Below are 17,516 nucleotides of genomic sequence, written 5' to 3'. Positions count from 1 at the left end.
ATCATTTAACGAGCCGGGAGGAAGCACATTCAGCCATCTTCCTGGCTCTTTTTTTTAATAAAAAAGTGATTCAATATCTGATCGGCGCTATTGCATCTGTAATAATCGTAGTTCCGTTAGCATATTACTATTATAACAGGGGAATAATCCGTAAAACAAAAGAACTGGAAAAACGCACGATTGATTCTGAACGATTGGCGTTTGCCGGAACGTTGGCAGGGGGACTTGCCCATGAGATTAAAAACCCGCTAAGCACCCTAAACATTCATCTACAACTCCTAAAAGAAGACCTGCAAAATATCATTGGCGCTTCAGGAGACGACACCCGGAAAGTTTATAGAAAAATAGAGATTATCCAGAAAGAAGCACTAAGATTAGAAGAAATCCTGAATGATTTTCTCCGGTTTGCCAAAGGACAAAAACTGGAATTAGAATACTGTGCTGTTAATGAAATTCTGGATGAAGTAATCAACTTTGCAACACCGGAAATTAAACAAAAAAATGTCGTTGTTCTTAAAAGCTATCATCCTGGTTTGCCTTTATGTTATATTGACAGTAAACTTATAAAACAAGCCTTTCTTAATGTTATTATCAACGCGCAGCAGGCTATGGAGCACGGAGGGGAACTTATGATTCGAACCTCAAAAGTAAAAAAGTCGGTACAGATAGATATCACCGATACAGGCCATGGCATTTCCAACGATTCGCTCAATAAAATTTTTCAGGTGTACTATTCTACAAAAACTGCCGGGACCGGACTCGGGCTTCCTACTACGAAAAAAATTATAGAAGAACACAGAGGCACAATTAGCGTTCAAAGCCAGGAAGGCAAAGGTACAAATTTTACCATACAATTACCCATAAACCTCGAAAATGTCTCAGTATAATACGACAATTCTGATCATCGATGATAACGAAGAACACGCGAATGCTACGGCGGAAGCAATACAAAAGGTAGGATATAAATGTATTGTTGCTACCAGTGGCAAAGCGGGATTGAAGATTATTGAAACAGAAGAGATAGATGTCGTAATTACCGACCTGATTATGCATGATTTCAGCGGCATGGAAATTCTTAAAGCGACTAAGGAAAAATTACCCGAAGCGGAAATTATTTTGATAACAGGATACGGCACTGTTGAAACAGCCGTTGATGCCATGCAAAAAGGTGCCGCTACCTTTCTTCTGAAACCAATTAATATTAACCATCTGCGCGCAGAAATTAATAAACTCGTTGAAAAACAAAATCTGGTAAGAAATAACATATTGCTCCAGAAACAGCTTGATGAAAAATATGGCCTTACAGGAATTATTGGCAACAGCGCCAGTATGCAAAAGGTATTGACCATGGTAAATCAGATTTCCGGAACGAATGCCACTGTATTGATTACCGGGGAAAGCGGCACAGGGAAGGAATTGATAGCAAAAACCATACATAATAACAGCCTGAGGAAACACAATCCTCTGGTAATTCTTAATTCTGCCGCAATTCCGGAAAATATTCTGGAAAGCGAATTGTTCGGACATGAAAAAGGGTCATTTACCGGGGCGTTGTATCAGCGGAAGGGGAAGTTTGAATACGCACACCGCGGCACTTTCTTTCTTGATGAAATAGGCGACATGCCTCTTTCCGCACAAGCGAAACTGTTGCGTGTGTTAGAAGACGGAATGATTACGCGCATCGGCAGCAATGAGTCCATTGAAGTAGATGTGCGCTTAATCGCTGCCACGAATCAGGAACTTGGAAATCTTATAAAAGAAGGAAAATTCAGGGAAGACCTGTACTTCAGATTAAATGTTATTCGCATCAAACTGCCTCCTCTCCGCGAACGGCTTGAAGATATTCCATTGCTCCTTGATGCATTCATTCGCGAATTTTCCAGATTATATAGTAAGGAAATTTTGCAAATTACCCCTGAAGCCAGAAAAATATTATTAAGATACCAGTGGCCGGGCAATATCAGAGAACTAAAGAATTGCATAGAAAGCATGGTAGTTATTACCACAAAAAAATATTTAGATGTAGAAGACCTGCCCGATCATATCGAAAAAAAGAGCGACGAGATGCCAGTCTCCCATGGTTTGATGGCGGGAATGACTATGGAGGATGCAGAAATAGAACTCATTAAATGCACATTAGCCAGTGTGGGAGGCAATAGAGAAGAAGCCGCCAGAATGCTTGGGATTGGCGAGAGAACTCTTTATAGAAAGCTAGACCTTTACCGCTTGAAATAAAAAAGATGACAACAATTCAGTACCTTATCGATAACTTCTTTGCACACTTCCATTCGTCAGTGCGTGCTTTTTGGCAAAATATTTAATTGTCCCTTCTGCAGTCGGCAATCTACAATCGGCAGATTGCAGACTGAGGAATGCTGGCTATGCCAGTTTAGGTAACACTTGAGTCTTTTTCAAAAAACTAAATTGTTACAAAATATGAAAACCTTTCGAATAATTAATCCCCTATGTTAGAAATCAGAGTATGCGCCAATTGCAAAAGAAGTCTTTCAAAAATTGATATTGAATCAGGAAATGCATTGTATCAGGAAGGCGGAACGGTAATCTGCGGCGCTTGCCTTGCCGGACAAACAAAAACGGAAGAAAAATATGAAGAAAATGACTATATCATGGAATCTATATTACGCGAAGTAAAGAATATTAACCGCACTCTTACCTATGAACCCGCCTCCTGGCTGCCAATCCTGGCCTCTGTAATACAGTGCTTTGTATTTGGCTCCCTCATTTTTGCCTACCTTCACCGTAACGGAGATGTTCATTCCTATCTATTACTAGCCATTGTTTTTCAAGTAATGGCACTGACCTTTTTCGTGATAAAAAAATAAGAACGAAATATTACTTGACTTTCATATTCAGTGTTATATAATCAGCAATCATTATTGAATGGTAATATTTTCATATTAAAGAATGGAGGGAAATATGGGTATACAAGTAGGACAATGTGCGCCTTGTTTTACACTGCAAGGTGTTGTGGGTGAAAAATTTGAGGATTTTAGTCTGGATAATTATAAGGGTAAGTGGGTGGTGCTGTTTTTCTATCCCTTGGATTTTACCTTTATTTGTCCAACGGAAATAACAGAATTTTCAAAGAAAGACGGAGATTTTAAATCGCTCAATGCCCAGGTATTCGGGGTAAGCATTGACAGCGTATTCTCACACAAGGCCTGGCTTAAGGATCTTGGTAAACTTAATTACCCGCTGCTCAGTGATATCACAAAAGAAGTCTCTAGAAAATATGGAGTGTTGATTGAGGATAAAGGTATTGCGTTAAGGGGCACATTTATTATTGATCCTGAAGGAAAAATAAAATACCAACTTGTTCACGATTTAGGTGTTGGAAGAAGTGTTGAAGAAATTCTGAGAGTGCTTAACGCTTTACAGACCGGAGAACTTTGCCCGGTTGAATGGAAACCGGGAAAGAAGACCTTGGGTAAGGGTTAATATAAATCTAAAGGCAACTATTCAGTGCAAATATATTGCGTTGAATAGTTGCCAAATATTTTTCAATGCACGATTTTTGATGAAAGCTCCGTTATCTATAATGTTCAATACCACGAAGAAAAGTCTTTTGTCGTTCCTCATACATCACGCCTCTTTTTTTACCTTTTCAAGATTATTGATGGTCGCCTGAGATACCCTTGGATTTCATAGTTAATGTAACCTGATAAATATCTTTTGCCTGGCATGTTCATGCAGAATAACCGCTCCAATATTATTAGGTATGATGTCGCTATGATTTTTTTGCAGATATCGAAAAAATATATTTAACCTGTCAGGAGGAAATTATGATAAAAACATCTTTTGCCGCAGTACTCGCAGCCGTACTATCTATTTGTGTTTTCACGAATCATGCACATGCCGTTATGACCGGACTCAGTACGGAAGAACTCACAAAATCATCGCATGCCGTTATCACGGGCACTGTTGAGGATGTTCAATCGTACTGGAGCAGTGACAGAAAAACTATTTTTACCACCGCCTCAATAAAGATAAGTGAGGTTATCCGCGGTAAAGCCGTTCAAAACACCATTACCGTTGAATATGAAGGGGGAGAAGTGGACGGCATAGGACTAAGGATATCGGATATGGCTGTTCTCAGCAAAGGAGAAAAAATACTCTTATTCCTTAAAACAGTGAAAAGCAAAAAGGCGGAACAGAAAGAAGACGTATTTCGCATCGTCGGAAAGGCACAGGGAAAATATCATATCGACAACCAGGGCATAGCGAGAAAAAGCGGTTTCTCTGTTATTGATGGTAAAGAGGTAATCGACAATGAAGTGTCCGTAGAAACCCTCATAAACAAGATAAAAGGAGTCGAATAATTATGACAAAAACAAGATGGAACTATATTATTCCCTTTATCGTAATCATAGCATTAAATCTTTGCTGTTTAAAAATATATGGATTTGAAGTCAGTACCACAAACAGTGGAAAAGAAATAAAATGGAAAAAAGATACGGTAACGTATCTTATCAACACTACTGACGGTCCTTCCGGCAGCCTTGACGCTCTATTGGCGTCAATGCAGACGTGGACAGACGTTGACACCTCTTCTTTTACTTTCGTAGACGGTGGAACAACCTCAAAAAATAGTCACGGAGAACAGGATGGCATTAATATTATTGATTTTGGGGTTATTAAGGATGAAGGGGTATTGGGGCAAAATTCTTTCTGGTTTTATACGTCTGGAGAGATGATTGACAGCGATATACGTTTTAACACCAAAAATACCTGGAGTACAGACGGCTCGTCAGATAAATTTGACGTGCAGAATGTAGGCACGCATGAACTCGGCCATTCCCTCAGCCTGGAGGATCTCTATGATAAAAGCGATTCGGAAAAAACTATGTATGGCTACGGTTCTCCCGGAGATACCAGCCAAAGGACGCTGCATCAGGACGACATGGATGGGATTACTTATTTGTATCCTGCAAATACATCAGGTCAAAATCCGACACCTGTGGTATTGCCAACGCCTGGCGTAGCAACCGGTACGCTGGCAGGGTTTGTAACGGATAATGATAGAAGGTTGAGAGTAGCAGGAGCAACGGTGCGTAATCAGTCCGGGATGTTCACCGCTACGACAGGTGCGGATGGATATTATCAGATTGATAATATCCCCGCCGGAAGTTATACGTTCATTGCATTAGCTACCGGATACACTTTGAAAACAGTAACGGGTGTAACGTTAACGGCGGGAGAAACAGCCACGCTTGACTTTGCGCTGTCGGCTGTCGTTGTTCCAACACCGCCTCCATATGAATGCCCCGATACTTTAGAGGTTATGGCAACGTCTGCGTCTGTTGATCCGGATACCTTGATTCTTTCAAAAGGCAGCAGCGAAGAAGTTACAATTATTGTAACTGATAATGATGGATGTACGGCAGAGGGCGTGAAAGTAACACGGAAGCTTTCTTCGGCTAACAGGAAAATGATTAACGTAAAACCTCTCAGCGCAAAAACAGATGCAAGTGGACAGGCAACGTTCACCATAAGGGCGAAGAAGGATAAAGGAAAAGCCGATGTGAAGTTTAGCGTAGGCGGTGTGAAAGATAAACCAAAAGTAAAGATTGCCCTTACGAAGTAAGATAGCGCCAGGACAAAGTTTTTCTCTGTAACACTTTAGATTTTTCAAAAAGCTAAAGTGTTACAATTATTCAGGATTGTTTCTCATGTTTTTTCCTTTTCAATAGCGCACAACAAACCTCTTAGTTGATAAGACCCAAAGGCGGGGTCGTAAGGGGGTTTGTTGTTTGTTAATACGTTGGCGTTCGATTCCCAAACACCGAATTCCGGACCCGCTTTTTCAGGAAACCACCATCCATGTTCCACGCTTATCACCCGTGGATGAATATCTTCCGTTACCTGCGCCTTCATACGGATGCTTCCCCGCGGAGAACTCACAATGACCCAATCACCATGGTTTATTCCCTTTTCTGCGGCAACCTCCGGATGCATTTCTGCCTGGGGATGCGGCCTCCTTTTTCTCAGAGAGGGTATCTGTCTGTGTTCGCTCTGGAAAAATTCTTTCTTACGGCATCCCGTAATGAGCACATAGGGAAATTGTTCCACCAGTTCAGGCGATTGCACCGGGCTTTCCGGGGGTTCTTTGTATGTTGGCAGAGGATCGTACCCCAATCTCTGTAATGATTTTGAATAAAGTTCTACCTTTTTCGAAGGAGTTCTGAACCCTTTTTCCTCATACCTTTTGTATTGATGCGGCGGATAAAAGAATCCTGAGGTTTTTAACTTCTGATAATCTATTCCCAGAGGTTCCAATTGATAATTCATTACGTCTTCCAGGCTTTCTTCGCTTCCTGGCAGGTGAAGCCGTTTGGAGAGTTCATTGATTATCCATTCGTCCTGCCTGCATTCTGCGTGTTGCGTGATTTTTTGTTGAGCCATGACCATGTTTTCTACCACCAGGGGATATCCAATTACCTGTTCAACTTCAGGCCAAAATGCCGCGGGAAGGACATAATCCGCCAGTGCAGCAGTAGGCGTCATAAAAAGATCAGTAACCACCAATAGTTCCAGCCTTTGCAAGCTTTCATATACCTCTCCCGGATTTGCTACTGTAGTCAAAGGGTTGTTTCCAAAGATAAGAAGCGCCCTTATTTGATAAGGATCGCACGTTCTCATTGCCTTAAATAATGCAGGGATGTGCGCAGACGGCATGAACGCCCTCCAGCCACCCAGGAGTTTAAATGTATCCGCCCCTAAGCGCTTTTTCAACATGCCTTCCGGTAATTTCTCTTTGAGGGTAGGGTAACTGCGGATGATATTTTTACCAATAATATCACCGCCAGGGTTGTCGATGTTGCCTGTTAATGCGCGTAAAATGGCAATGCTTCTGACGGTTTGCAGGGAGTTTGTGTTCTGTTCAATGCCCAGCCCCCATTCTAATATTGCAGGTTTATTCAGGGCATATGTCCGCGCAGCATTTACGATGTCACATGCAGCTACCCATGTAATCGTCTCCGCCCATTCAGGGGTGAACGCTTTTACATGTTCCCTAAGCTCAGAAAACCCATGCGTCCATTTCTCCACAAATTCTTTATCATAAATATTTTCCTTTATAATAACGTGCATCATTGCCAGTGCTAATGCAGCATCAGTTCCTGGTCTGACAGGCAGCCATTGCTTGCAGCGTTTTGCAGTCTCCGATCTCCTGGGATCAACGGCGATGCCGATTGCCCCCTTATCCAATGCCCTTTTGACGGAAATTGCCAATTCACCGTCCGGCCCCGATACCAGTGGATTGTGCCCCCAGAATAAAATACATTTTGGCGGTACGTCTCCATAGTAATCCCCGACAACAAAACCGCCATACATAATATTGCTAACTGTAATTCTCGGGATAAAACACTGCGCTAAACCAGGTTCATACCAGTTAGGCGTACCCAGCGCATTTGCGAACCGCACGACATGCATGTAATGGTGTCTTCCCGTTCCTTGTCCCAGTGCAATCGATTCCGCACCGTGTTCTTTTTTCAAGGCGTCCAGTTTACGGGCTATCTCTTCCAGCGCCCTTTCCCATGAAATGCTTTCCCACTGCATGCCCCCTCTTTTGCCTTTACGTAAAAGGGGAGTCCTTAATCGGTCGGGATGATTTGCTATTTCGGGAGTCATTACTCCTTTAATGCACATCCAGCCCTTGTTCATCGGTGACGCCGGATCGCCCTTTACCTTTACCACCTTGCCATTTTGGACTGATACAATGACGCCGCAGCCGCCGTGACAGATTCTGCAGATACTTTTATAGGTTTTTTCGATATTGTCTGTCAATGTTATCTCCATAACCCTCCAAGCCGGAGAGGTTGGAATAAAGGAGTAAAACCACGGAACACCTAGCGCGGCCTTTGGCCGCAACCAAAAAGGTGATTTTTAGTTTATTATAAAGTATAGTAGTATCCTCGTAAATAGTAATCAGACAATTTGGAGGACACTACTTATGAATAAGTTGATGGAATTATATCGAGACAGGATCGTGGGTGCAATAAGCGGTCTGGACAGGATTCGTTTTCGCGGGACATTGCGGTGGTTGGCCAGTGAGCGTGGGATGGGAACATTCATGAACCAAGCGAGAATTCTGCTTAAGGATTTTTCCGGTTGGGTCAATGGGCTTACGGCACAGGTGCGAGACAGTTGTGAATCGCGGGCGAAAGATTTGGGTATCGAGGTGCGGTATTTGATGAGCAGCGGTGTTGATAAGGAGAAGTTGGCTCGCCAGATCGCGGCGGATAAGAGGATTACGGAAGGTTCCATCTGCCTGTTGAGTGTGGTAGAGCCTTGTATTGCGCCGATGGTCAAGGGCAACAAGGCCAGCAAGAAGCTCGAGTTGGTAATGGCGCCCCGCAAGTGTGTCTTTGTGTATCATTATTTTAACGATCCAGTGTTTGGTTTTGGTCATGTTCGTATCCAGAGTTGGGCGCCGTTTAATATTTTCATTTGTCTCAATGGTCGTCATTGGCTGGAGCGGCAACTTCAGAAGCAAGGTATTGATTATGTTAAGGACGGCAACTGTTTTGTGCGTATAGAGGATATTGCGGCTGCGCAGGTTCTGCTCCATGAGCAGCTTAAGACTGACTGGGCGAAGCTGCTGAACGGGCTTGCGTTGGGCAGTTGCCCGGCATTGTCGCAGATTCTTCGTCCGTTGGAACCGGAGTATTACTGGTCTGCGGATGAGACGGAGTGGGCGACGGACATCATGTTTAAATCGGTTGAGGCATTGGAGGAGTTGTTTCCATCGTTTGTTCATCATGCGATGCGGGTTTGCGACAGTTCTTCGGTGATGAAGTATTTGGGTAGGCGTAACCTTGCAGGCGCTGCCCCTGATGAGGTTATCAGCGACTATCGAAGACGCTATGAAGGTATACGGGTCAAGCACAGTGTGAATTATAATTCAGTGAAGATGTATAACAAGAGCGGTAGTCTCTTGCGTATTGAGACAACGATCAATAATACGCGGGACTTTAAGGTCTTTCGGAGTCCCAATGATGATGAAGGCAAACCGGCGTCATGGCAGAAGATGCGTAAGGGCGTAAGCGATCTTCATCGACGGTGTGAGGTGAGCCAACAATGCAATGATCGTTATGGGGATGCTTTGGCGGCGGCTCAGGTAGAGGAGAAACTGAAAGAAGTGGTGAGCAGCGCTTGTAACAAGGTTGTCAAAGAGGGCAAGAGGTATCGAGGTTTGAATCCCTGGCAGCAGGATGATTACCAGATGCTGATGTTCCTGTCCAAAGGCGAAAACGCGATAAATGGATTCCGCAACCATGATTTGCGTAAGTGGCTTTACCGGGAATCCGAACAATCCGGCAAGGATCAGCAAAAGAAATATTCCGGACGAACGACCCGACGGATAAAGATGCTGCGGGCACACGGTCTAATCCGCAAAGTTCCGAGGGCCAACCGCTATGTTTTGACGGAGAAAGGCCAGAAGTTCTCTTGTTCACTGATGACCGCTTCAGCCCTTGATATTAAAGCACTTACGGAAATGGCGGCATGAAAAACACGCATAAAAAACAAGAAATTGATGGATAGTAGTACGGAATACACGGAAATTTATTTTACAATACATTCTCATATAACCTCATTTAGCATACGATTCTTCTTCCAACAAAATTTTCTCCATTCTCACTCATCATCCTCTTCCAAATTCTTTTTTTCCGTGTATTCCGTGGTTACCATATTTTAATTATAATTTAATAAAACCGTGTTCGCACCATTCCCCATAACATTCCAAATCCCAGAGCACCTGCCCTGAGGACAAGTAAAAACGGAACACATAATCCAACGAGGCAATCTTTTCTGACGCCCAATATCATTAAAGGCAGGGATAGTAGGAAGAAAAATGCACCTGCGCCAAATGCCGCATACAAGCCAGTGGGGGAAAAAACAGAAAAGGAAATGCTCATTAGGAATAAAAACAGAAAAAGAATCTGTAATTTTAATGTTTGAGGGGTGTAGGTATCTTTAAGCATCTTGCCGGGAAATTTTTTATATACTACCGTCCGCCAGTACCCCCTCCAGAATTTAAGCCTTGCATACCTTTTTACCGAAGCGGGATGGTCTAAATGAAAAACAATGGCGTTTGGATTGAATACCATTTTAAATCCCAGCGTTGACATGCGGTACGACAATTCCGTATCTTCATTGTTCGCAACGGGAAAACTCGTATCAAAACCTCCAAGCTGAAGAAACGCATCTTTACGAAAACCCGCGGAATACGTGTCAACCATGTCGATTGATGCAGCCTTTTTCAGCATTTCAAACCGCTCTTCAAACTCAAGCTGGGCGAAACGGGCTACAATACTTTTCTGCCTGTTCCTATATGCCCCTTTTACCGCCATTACGCTTTTATCGTTGAACGGCGCAGCCATTTCCCTTATCCAATCAGGTTCCGGCACACAATCGGAGTCGGTAAATAAAATAATTTCTCCCTTTGCCACTATTGCTCCCTTGTTCCTTGCCGTCGCAGGCCCGCTATTTTCCTGCCGGAGATATTTTATATCATACGTCCTTGCAATTTCACCCGTTGCATCTTTTGAACCGTCATCTACCAAAATTACTTCATATGAAGCGGATGGATAATTTTGTTGTTTCAGGGCATGTAAGCATTGCCCGATTGTTTTTTCAGCATTATAAGTTGGTATTATGACTGATATGGAAAATGGCATACAATATTTTCGTCTCTGAATGATTTTCAAAGCCGGAGCTTGGTCGAGCGTTTCCCTTCAAAACCAGAAGCTATCGAATGATAATTCCCGCATACCCTACCACCTGATCATAATCGCCGGTGACGTCCCCGCTCGTTGCGTAGCGTACGAGTATTGCTTCTTTTGCGCCACGTTCTTTGGAGCAAGTAAGCATAATCACTGCAGGGTATATTCCGCACATGGAAATGCGTAATTCGCGCACCTTGTTGTATAAGCCGTCTTCGTTAAGCGCTAAAATTTCATTGATGGCAATGTTATCTTTCTTGTTTGCAGACGCCTGCGGCTCGTGATGCGTCATATCGGAAGATGCCACTACGAGCGCATCGGGGTGCAATTTCTGCAGCATCTGGGACATGCACTTCCCTATGGTTTTCAAGTCCTGAATTTTTCTGGAGGCTATGGTCATTACAACTATCTCTGTTTTCTGATTAAAATATTGAATAAAGGGTATTTGTACCTCTGCAGCATGTTCATACAAATGAGCCTCCTTGTCTCTTTCTATAAGGTGGCAACTATTAACCAATTCATCCACCGCTTCCTCATTTACTGCTATCTCTCCAAAAGGGGTTATCCAGGAACCTCCTGGCCAAATTGAATAGGGCTTGCCATATCCGGTATGATTTGGTGACAATATCACTACCAAATCCGGTATCGTAATGTGCGAATATAAACTTCCGGCAATACTGCCGGAGTACATATAGCCCGCATGAGGAGAAACTGCCCCCAGAGCAGATTGTTTTTCACAATCCTTGATGATAAAAGTATCGATCTCATGTTGTAACCGGCTTTTATCCCCGCTGTAAAAAGACCCCGCTACTGCTGGTTGACGTATCATTTTATTTCTCTATTAAATTTAGTTGTTAATAAAAATAAATTGTACAAAAAATATCAAAAACACGTTAGCTTTTATGGGGCAATGACGTATGTTACTGCTTTTCCCCCGGTTGGCTAAATAGTTGCCATAATTAGAGAAAATTCCTTGAAAACGATGATAACAGATGTTATCTTTTTTATATAAATACCATTTCGATTCATCTGTTCCACAATTCTTCTTAAACAACCCTTCCCAAATCAGATTTGAAGAATCTAAACAAATGGCGGTGTAGCTCAGATGGTTAGAGCAGCGGACTCATAAGCCGCAGGTCGGGGGTTCGATTCCCTCCGCCGCTACCATACTTCCGGTCTTATGCGATGGAACATTGAGCATTAACTTCCAAAACCGTGTAACTCATGTTACGCAATAAGAAAAATGTTCAATATTCAAATTTCAATACTAAAGATTCAAAAAACCTCTAAATTCCAAATCCTTATCCACATTTTTTATTAAGTCCTCCTCATTAAATGCAAAACAGGGATTGATTTCAATAAGTCCCTTTACATTATCATTAGAATCCTTCGGGATGGCAACCCCCGCCTTTCGCAACCATTGGCCAAATATATTTACCATGTCTTGTTGCGCTGTTGCGGGAGAATCGTCTCCTTCTGCATTTTTTACCGGAGAAAATTCCTCCTTGCGGATAACTTCCATAAGTACACCATTTTTCACGTGCTTTAAAACGTCAAATATAAATGTTTCAAATTTAATGGCGTTATTTTCTTTCGGGGTAATCAAATTGCCGTTCAAATCAATAAAAGGAACCTTTTTTATTGCGATATGATACGGAAGGTAGGTTTCCATTTGAAACAGCTTTTCAAGAAAGGCGATGCTGAATATGTGAATCGCAATATTTCCTGCATTATATTTTAAAGTGCCATCATTGTTTTTTGCATATTTGTCCTCCTGGCTCAGTTCCGAATACTCAACCACGTGCAAGTGTCCGTCAAGAGAAACAATCACTCCTACTTTTTCATCAGGGCTGCGTTTTTTAACCACCTTTGATGACACATCCGCGCCATCCATAAGATGATAGCCAATAAATACAGGGTCTGCCATTTTTATAAGCACGTTATCCACCTGGTGATAAAAGATGTGCCTGACCCCCCGTTCTTTTATATCATTTATAATACTTTTTTCCTGAAGCGCAATAATTGTGCCCCCATGACCGTTCGGGCTCATTACAATATTTGACTTTGCATTCATCAAAATTTTTCCGTTCATATCTACTGTGGGAATCATTCGTTGGGTAAAGAAATATACCCGTTGTTGGTCAAGCCCGAAGAATTTGTTTGAACGGAAAAACTCCTGCGTGTCGTGATCATTTGTTTCGCTTGTCATAATATACCAGGGAAACATTGCGTTGTATTTCGTTTGAAGAGCGCGTATTTTCTCGGCATGAAGTTGAAAAATGCTTTTTTTGTTGATTGGCGATATGGGGAGCATGCCCTTTGGTCCATCGATTCCCAGCCGTGTTCCCTGTCCTCCCGCAACGGTAAGGATGGCAATTTCTCCATTGCACAAGGACTCCTCCCCCACCTGTTTCGCCTTTTCAGCAGCTTTTTTTCCAGTAATATTTTCCGGAATGCCAATAATCGGTGGGGGTTGTAAATTTTTCTGAAACATGTCAGAAGCTGAAATAAAGCTTTCGTGAAAAAGTTTTTGTAAAAGCGTAAAATCTATTGAAGATATCTGTTTCAAAAGATGCAGCTTTTCGGCAGTAGTAATCTCGTTCCACCAGCTAAAAATGTGGGACTGGCCAGTTTGAAATGCCTTTTCTATAAGGTGTTTATAATCAGGATATGCTTTTTCAATATGGTCTTTGTTTACGGTATTCATAATTTAATAGTAAAGGAATTTTCATTTTGCATGTGAGTTTTCAGGGTGGTGCAAACAAGAGAAAAACGCAGGATTTAGTGTCCCTGCTTAGTGCCCCTCCTTCCGGTTGATTAAGTCGTCCATGACTGAACCGAAACGTTTTGTATGTTTCATAATGCCTGTCGGCAATCAAAAACGACAGACCAATGAAACAATGAACTTTATTATACGCTATTTTTTAAAATGTAAAATATTTATTTTCCCTCATTTTTTCTGCTTATGATTTATTATTTTTTATCCTCAAAGGTATAAGCAAAAAGATGAAGGAAAAGTAACATTTTAGTAACACTTTAGTCTTTTGAAAAAGCAAAACGTTCGTTCCCTAGCTTCCCAGACTGGGCCAAATGAACTCTGTTATCTCAAAAGTAAGGGGTAACTCCTCATATTTTATGGGAATGTAATTGCATTGGAAGCTCCTGCATCCACTCTATAAGAAATATGGAGGATCTTTCAGGCGGGTCCATGTTTATAACCTGAACACGCCTGGCGTAGCGATATGCTTTCTGTCCTTCAGGCCTGTTGTAGGGGCGAAGCATTTGCCATAAATCTTCATAAATGCGTTCTTACCCAAACCGGCAGATGCTTAGCCCCTACTTTTTTAAATTAAATCGCATCCCGTCGCTTGCGGCTATAATGTTGAGTCCTGTTTCCGCTGATAATTGTTCGGCAACCTTGTGGGGGTGAGCCTTGAGCATGGTCATTCCAAAATGATTCAATAATGTAGTTTTTGGTTTTAGTGTGGTAACTATTTCTCTGACGTCTCTTATTGTCAGGTGATACAGCCACTTTCTTGTATCGCGGTCAGCGTTATAGCGGACAACGTTGATAATCAATGTGTCGCCATTGTAGCACTTCAATAAATCCGGAAAGTAACGGGTATCGACGATGTGTGAAATGGTATATTCAGGGGTAATGAAATTAATGCCGTATGTTTCACTTGGATGCTGATGTTTAAGTGGTGTTTCAAAGTAGACACCGTCTGACAGTTGATAACGCCCGCCTTCCTTTATGATAATTATTTTAGTGATATAGTTTCTTACATAGTGGAAAACAACCGGATCTTCCGTTAATGCATCTTCGGGGGCGTAGAGTGTTCCTCTTTTCTTAAATCCTCCTTCAGTCATTGCTTCAATCATAACATTCACATCTGCGGCATGATCCAGATGCCTGTGGGAGAGGATAATTGCATCCAGTTGCATCGGGTCCATTTTTGGCCTGCTTGAAAGGCATCTTACAAGGCATCCAGGACCCGGATCTACCAAAACGTTGAAACCGTGCAATGAATACCAAATGCCCCCTGATGCGCGGAGTTGTTTCGATACGACAATCCTCGCCCCGGCCGTACCGAGGAATTTTATAAAATCTGTTTGAATGGTCGTTTCCATAGTATATTTAAGAGAGTTTGTAAAAATATTTTGTTTCCGATATTTTCATATTATATTATAGGAAGACGTTTTTTGTAGCGTAATGTTGATATATTTTTATTAAATGATAGGAAACGCCTTTTTTGTTCATCAAATCAAATTCAAAACGTACCTCCCTTTTTTCCTGTATTCTTGTCTTAATACCGGTCTTTTCCCTTCTGCTTTATATAAATGCCACTCACGGGAAATTTGTTTATGATGATTTCAAGGTTATCGTGGACAACGGTTTTATCAAGGACTGGAAGTATTTTCCCGCATTGTTTTCTGCAGATTATTTTATCATTTCAGGGGAGATGAGTTACCGGCCATTTGTGACCTTTTCTTATTTTGTTGATTATAGCCTCTGGCAGCTCAACCCTTTTGGTTTTCATTTGACAAACGTTTTATTACATGCAGTAAATACCACGCTTTTTTATCTTTTCTTCCGCCAGGTGATAAAAAATAAAAAGATACTGTGGCTTTCCACACTTTTTTTTATCACACATCCGATTCTTACGGAAACAGTAAATGCTATTGGATATCGCGAGGATCTTCTTTCTGCAACATTTATGCTTATCTCTCTCATCTGTTTTGTAAAATCTGACACATTGCTGTTTGAAAGCAATGGGGAGAAAAGACGTTTTATCATGTATTATTGCCTCTCTCTCCTTACGTATTTTCTTGCGCTTTTTTCAAAAGAAATGGCCATAACCCTGCCGGCTATTTTATTCTTATTTGTTATCTTTTCAGGCCAAGGCATGCGGCAAGGCATTTTGCGAAGGCTTAAAGGTATTTATATTGGATATTTTGCCGTTTCACTGTTTTACATCGTGATACGATTTGTAGTATTAAGAAATCCGGCAGTGCAGGCGGAGTATCAGCCTGGGGGATTCTGGCTGAATATTTTTACGATGCTTAAGGTGCTGGCATCCTATATCAAGGCGTCTTTCTTTCCGTTTAACCTGAATGCGGACTATGTGGTGCCCCTTGTAAAATCTTCTCTGGAGTGGTCAGGCATTCTCTCCGTCTTGTTTTTATGTGCCGTTTTTGTCATCCTTGCGAAACTATGCAAAGTGAGGCATTTCTTTGCCTGCTGGATGGCCTGGTTTTTCATCACGCTCCTGCCGGTTATGAATATTGTTCCTATCGGAAATATTATGGCGGAAAGATATCTGTATCTTCCCGTTATGGGCTTTTGTGTGGTAAAGGGGATACTTATCTACCGTATTACCGATACAACGCTGTCTTCCCGTGCTATTCCTTTAAGAAAAGTGGTGCAACTGGTCATCATAATTTTTATGGTAGGCAGCAATGGCTTTTCTATTATAAGGAAAAACGGAGACTGGCGGGATGAATTTTCATTGTGGACAAAGACCCTGGTAAGGTCTCCGCAAAGCCATCGTGCGCATTGCAATCTTGGAAACGTTTATTTGGAAAAGGGGAATATTGAACGGGCCCAAAAGGAATATCAGGCCGCATTGCTCTGCAATGCTGAAGACGCCAGCATACACAGCAATCTTGGCATAGTATATACGAAACAGGGATTAGAACAAAAGGCAGAGGCAGAATACATAGAGGCAATCCGGCTTGACAGATATTACGCGCAGCCGCACAACAATCTAGGCAATATTTATTACAACCGGGGGCAGCTTGATAAGGCAAAGGAGGAATATCTTGAGGCGCTCAGGATAAAACCGGATTATTCGCATGCGCACAATGGGCTTGGCAGTGTTTACAATTCAATGGAAAAGCTTGATGAAGCCCTTGAGGAGTTTCGAGAATCCCTTCTGTACGACAGCAAATATATCCTTGCCATAAATAATGTAGGGGTAAACTATGCAAAGCGGGGGAAGATGCATGATGCTATTGAGTATTTTGAAAAAGCGGTTGCGTTAAACCAAAATCAGCCGCAGAGTTATTACAATCTTGGCTTTGCTTATGAAAACCTGGAAGAGGGAGAAAGGGCTGTTCAGGCATACCGCAGGGCGGTTCAGTTAGACCCGGACAATTTTAATGCCCTCCTTGCGCTGGGCAATCTTTGCTACAGGATGGGTATGGCCGATGATGCGATAAACGTATTTCAACATATGATTGTTCGTTACCCCGGTGAGGTAAATGCTTATAAAAGGCTTGTATTTTTGTATCTTGTCAATAAGCGGGATGCCGAAAAATCAAAAAGTTATTTACTGGAACTCTTAAAAATAGACCCCGGCCAGGCCGCGCGGGAGGACATGAAGCAGGTTATCGAGTATTTTAAGCTGTCGGGAGAGTAAGCGTGCAGTCCGGCAGTCGGCAAATTGCAGATTGTAGACTGCTGATTGCCGACTGGAAACTGTAGACTGTGAATGGGTTGGAAAGTAAAAGTGGGCCCACAAGGATTCGAACCTTGGACACGCGGATTATGAGTCCGCTGCTCTAACCAACTGAGCTATGGGCCCCTTTATTGATGTTTGGAATTATACCACAAATTACTACCATTTCAATTTCAAATTTATAGTCAAACAAATCGTAACTATTCAGCGTAAACATTACACGACTCCTGGCGGGTTCACTCATTAGAAGGCTTTTGTCAAGGACAAAATATCTCCGGTCGCAAAAATATCTACATTTTCACGTTTTGAA

13 protein-coding genes and 2 tRNA genes are annotated in these 17,516 nt (G+C 42.2%); 9 read left to right on the top strand and 6 right to left on the bottom strand.

What is annotated here, in order from left to right; all coding sequences use genetic code 11:
* Window positions 1–65 precede the first annotated feature (65 nt).
* From M5U24_RS03940 to M5U24_RS03915, 6 genes are all read left to right on the top strand, one after another.
* Window positions 66–887 (top strand): ATP-binding protein, encoded by an 822-nt coding sequence (locus M5U24_RS03940; RefSeq protein WP_169704098.1) that lies wholly within the window; start codon window positions 66–68, stop codon window positions 885–887.
* The gene (locus M5U24_RS03935; protein WP_099325401.1) at window positions 874–2,235 is read left to right on the top strand and encodes a sigma-54 dependent transcriptional regulator; all 1,362 of its coding nucleotides are present in this window, start codon (window positions 874–876) and stop codon (window positions 2,233–2,235) included. The genes M5U24_RS03940 and M5U24_RS03935 overlap by 14 nt, the downstream gene beginning before the upstream one ends.
* A gap of 230 nt (window positions 2,236–2,465) precedes the next feature.
* A complete protein-coding gene (locus tag M5U24_RS03930) occupies window positions 2,466–2,843 on the top strand; it encodes a hypothetical protein (protein WP_298201638.1) in 378 nt (125 codons plus the stop codon).
* Between the two features lie 94 nt (window positions 2,844–2,937).
* Window positions 2,938–3,459, top strand: a complete 522-nt coding sequence (locus M5U24_RS03925) for a peroxiredoxin (protein ID WP_099325403.1) — start codon at window positions 2,938–2,940, stop codon at window positions 3,457–3,459.
* Window positions 3,460–3,803: 344 nt separating this feature from the next.
* The gene (locus M5U24_RS03920; protein WP_099325404.1) at window positions 3,804–4,340 is read left to right on the top strand and encodes a hypothetical protein; all 537 of its coding nucleotides are present in this window, start codon (window positions 3,804–3,806) and stop codon (window positions 4,338–4,340) included.
* 2 nt (window positions 4,341–4,342) lie between these two features.
* On the top strand, window positions 4,343–5,605 hold the full coding sequence (locus tag M5U24_RS03915; RefSeq protein ID WP_099325405.1) for a carboxypeptidase regulatory-like domain-containing protein: 1,263 nt from the start codon (window positions 4,343–4,345) through the stop codon (window positions 5,603–5,605).
* 83 nt (window positions 5,606–5,688) lie between these two features.
* Here the strand turns inward: M5U24_RS03915 and M5U24_RS03910 are convergent, their stop codons facing one another.
* Window positions 5,689–7,806 carry a molybdopterin-dependent oxidoreductase gene (locus tag M5U24_RS03910; RefSeq protein WP_298201636.1) on the bottom strand — a complete coding sequence of 706 codons (2,118 nt, stop codon included), beginning with the start codon at window positions 7,804–7,806 and terminating at the stop codon, window positions 5,689–5,691.
* Between the two features lie 166 nt (window positions 7,807–7,972).
* Between M5U24_RS03910 and M5U24_RS03905 the strand changes: the two genes are divergently transcribed.
* Complete coding sequence (locus M5U24_RS03905; RefSeq protein WP_099323647.1) at window positions 7,973–9,529, top strand: hypothetical protein; 1,557 nt, start codon at window positions 7,973–7,975, stop codon at window positions 9,527–9,529.
* Window positions 9,530–9,725: 196 nt separating this feature from the next.
* On the opposite strand, the gene M5U24_RS03900 is transcribed toward M5U24_RS03905, so the two are convergent.
* A complete protein-coding gene (locus M5U24_RS03900; RefSeq protein WP_298201634.1) occupies window positions 9,726–10,700 on the bottom strand; it encodes a glycosyltransferase in 975 nt (324 codons plus the stop codon).
* A 70-nt stretch (window positions 10,701–10,770) separates the two neighbouring features.
* A complete protein-coding gene (gene amrB, locus M5U24_RS03895) occupies window positions 10,771–11,574 on the bottom strand; it encodes an AmmeMemoRadiSam system protein B (protein ID WP_099325407.1) in 804 nt (267 codons plus the stop codon).
* A gap of 261 nt (window positions 11,575–11,835) precedes the next feature.
* Between amrB and M5U24_RS03890 the strand changes: the two genes are divergently transcribed.
* Window positions 11,836–11,912, top strand: a tRNA-Met gene (locus M5U24_RS03890).
* Between the two features lie 100 nt (window positions 11,913–12,012).
* On the opposite strand, the gene M5U24_RS03885 is transcribed toward M5U24_RS03890, so the two are convergent.
* Window positions 12,013–13,452, bottom strand: a complete 1,440-nt coding sequence (locus M5U24_RS03885) for a UDPGP type 1 family protein (protein ID WP_099325408.1) — start codon at window positions 13,450–13,452, stop codon at window positions 12,013–12,015.
* A gap of 629 nt (window positions 13,453–14,081) precedes the next feature.
* Complete coding sequence (locus M5U24_RS03880; protein WP_099325409.1) at window positions 14,082–14,876, bottom strand: MBL fold metallo-hydrolase; 795 nt, start codon at window positions 14,874–14,876, stop codon at window positions 14,082–14,084.
* Between the two features lie 122 nt (window positions 14,877–14,998).
* On the opposite strand from M5U24_RS03880, the gene M5U24_RS03875 reads away from it, so the two are divergent.
* The gene (locus tag M5U24_RS03875) at window positions 14,999–17,167 is read left to right on the top strand and encodes a tetratricopeptide repeat protein (protein WP_099325410.1); all 2,169 of its coding nucleotides are present in this window, start codon (window positions 14,999–15,001) and stop codon (window positions 17,165–17,167) included.
* Window positions 17,168–17,258: 91 nt separating this feature from the next.
* Here the strand turns inward: M5U24_RS03875 and M5U24_RS03870 are convergent.
* Window positions 17,259–17,332: transfer RNA gene (locus M5U24_RS03870), tRNA-Ile, on the bottom strand.
* Window positions 17,333–17,516: the final 184 nt, after the last annotated feature.

This window comes from Candidatus Kuenenia sp. (assembly GCF_027493735.1).
In the GTDB taxonomy this organism is placed as follows: domain Bacteria; phylum Planctomycetota; class Brocadiia; order Brocadiales; family Brocadiaceae; genus Kuenenia; species Kuenenia stuttgartiensis_A.
Note: the sequence above shows the minus strand (reverse complement) of the source record. Positions and strands in the feature narration are given on the sequence as shown.

Coding starts and splice junctions, on each gene's coding strand:
- M5U24_RS03935 (WP_099325401.1), top strand. CDS start 874: ATGTCTCAGTATAATACGACAATTCTGATCATCGATGATAACGAAGAA.
- M5U24_RS03930 (WP_298201638.1), top strand. CDS start 2,466: ATGTTAGAAATCAGAGTATGCGCCAATTGCAAAAGAAGTCTTTCAAAA.
- M5U24_RS03925 (WP_099325403.1), top strand. CDS start 2,938: ATGGGTATACAAGTAGGACAATGTGCGCCTTGTTTTACACTGCAAGGT.
- M5U24_RS03920 (WP_099325404.1), top strand. CDS start 3,804: ATGATAAAAACATCTTTTGCCGCAGTACTCGCAGCCGTACTATCTATT.
- M5U24_RS03915 (WP_099325405.1), top strand. CDS start 4,343: ATGACAAAAACAAGATGGAACTATATTATTCCCTTTATCGTAATCATA.
- M5U24_RS03905 (WP_099323647.1), top strand. CDS start 7,973: ATGAATAAGTTGATGGAATTATATCGAGACAGGATCGTGGGTGCAATA.
- M5U24_RS03900 (WP_298201634.1), bottom strand. CDS start 10,700: ATGCCATTTTCCATATCAGTCATAATACCAACTTATAATGCTGAAAAA.
- amrB (WP_099325407.1), bottom strand. CDS start 11,574: ATGATACGTCAACCAGCAGTAGCGGGGTCTTTTTACAGCGGGGATAAA.
- M5U24_RS03885 (WP_099325408.1), bottom strand. CDS start 13,452: ATGAATACCGTAAACAAAGACCATATTGAAAAAGCATATCCTGATTAT.
- M5U24_RS03880 (WP_099325409.1), bottom strand. CDS start 14,876: ATGGAAACGACCATTCAAACAGATTTTATAAAATTCCTCGGTACGGCC.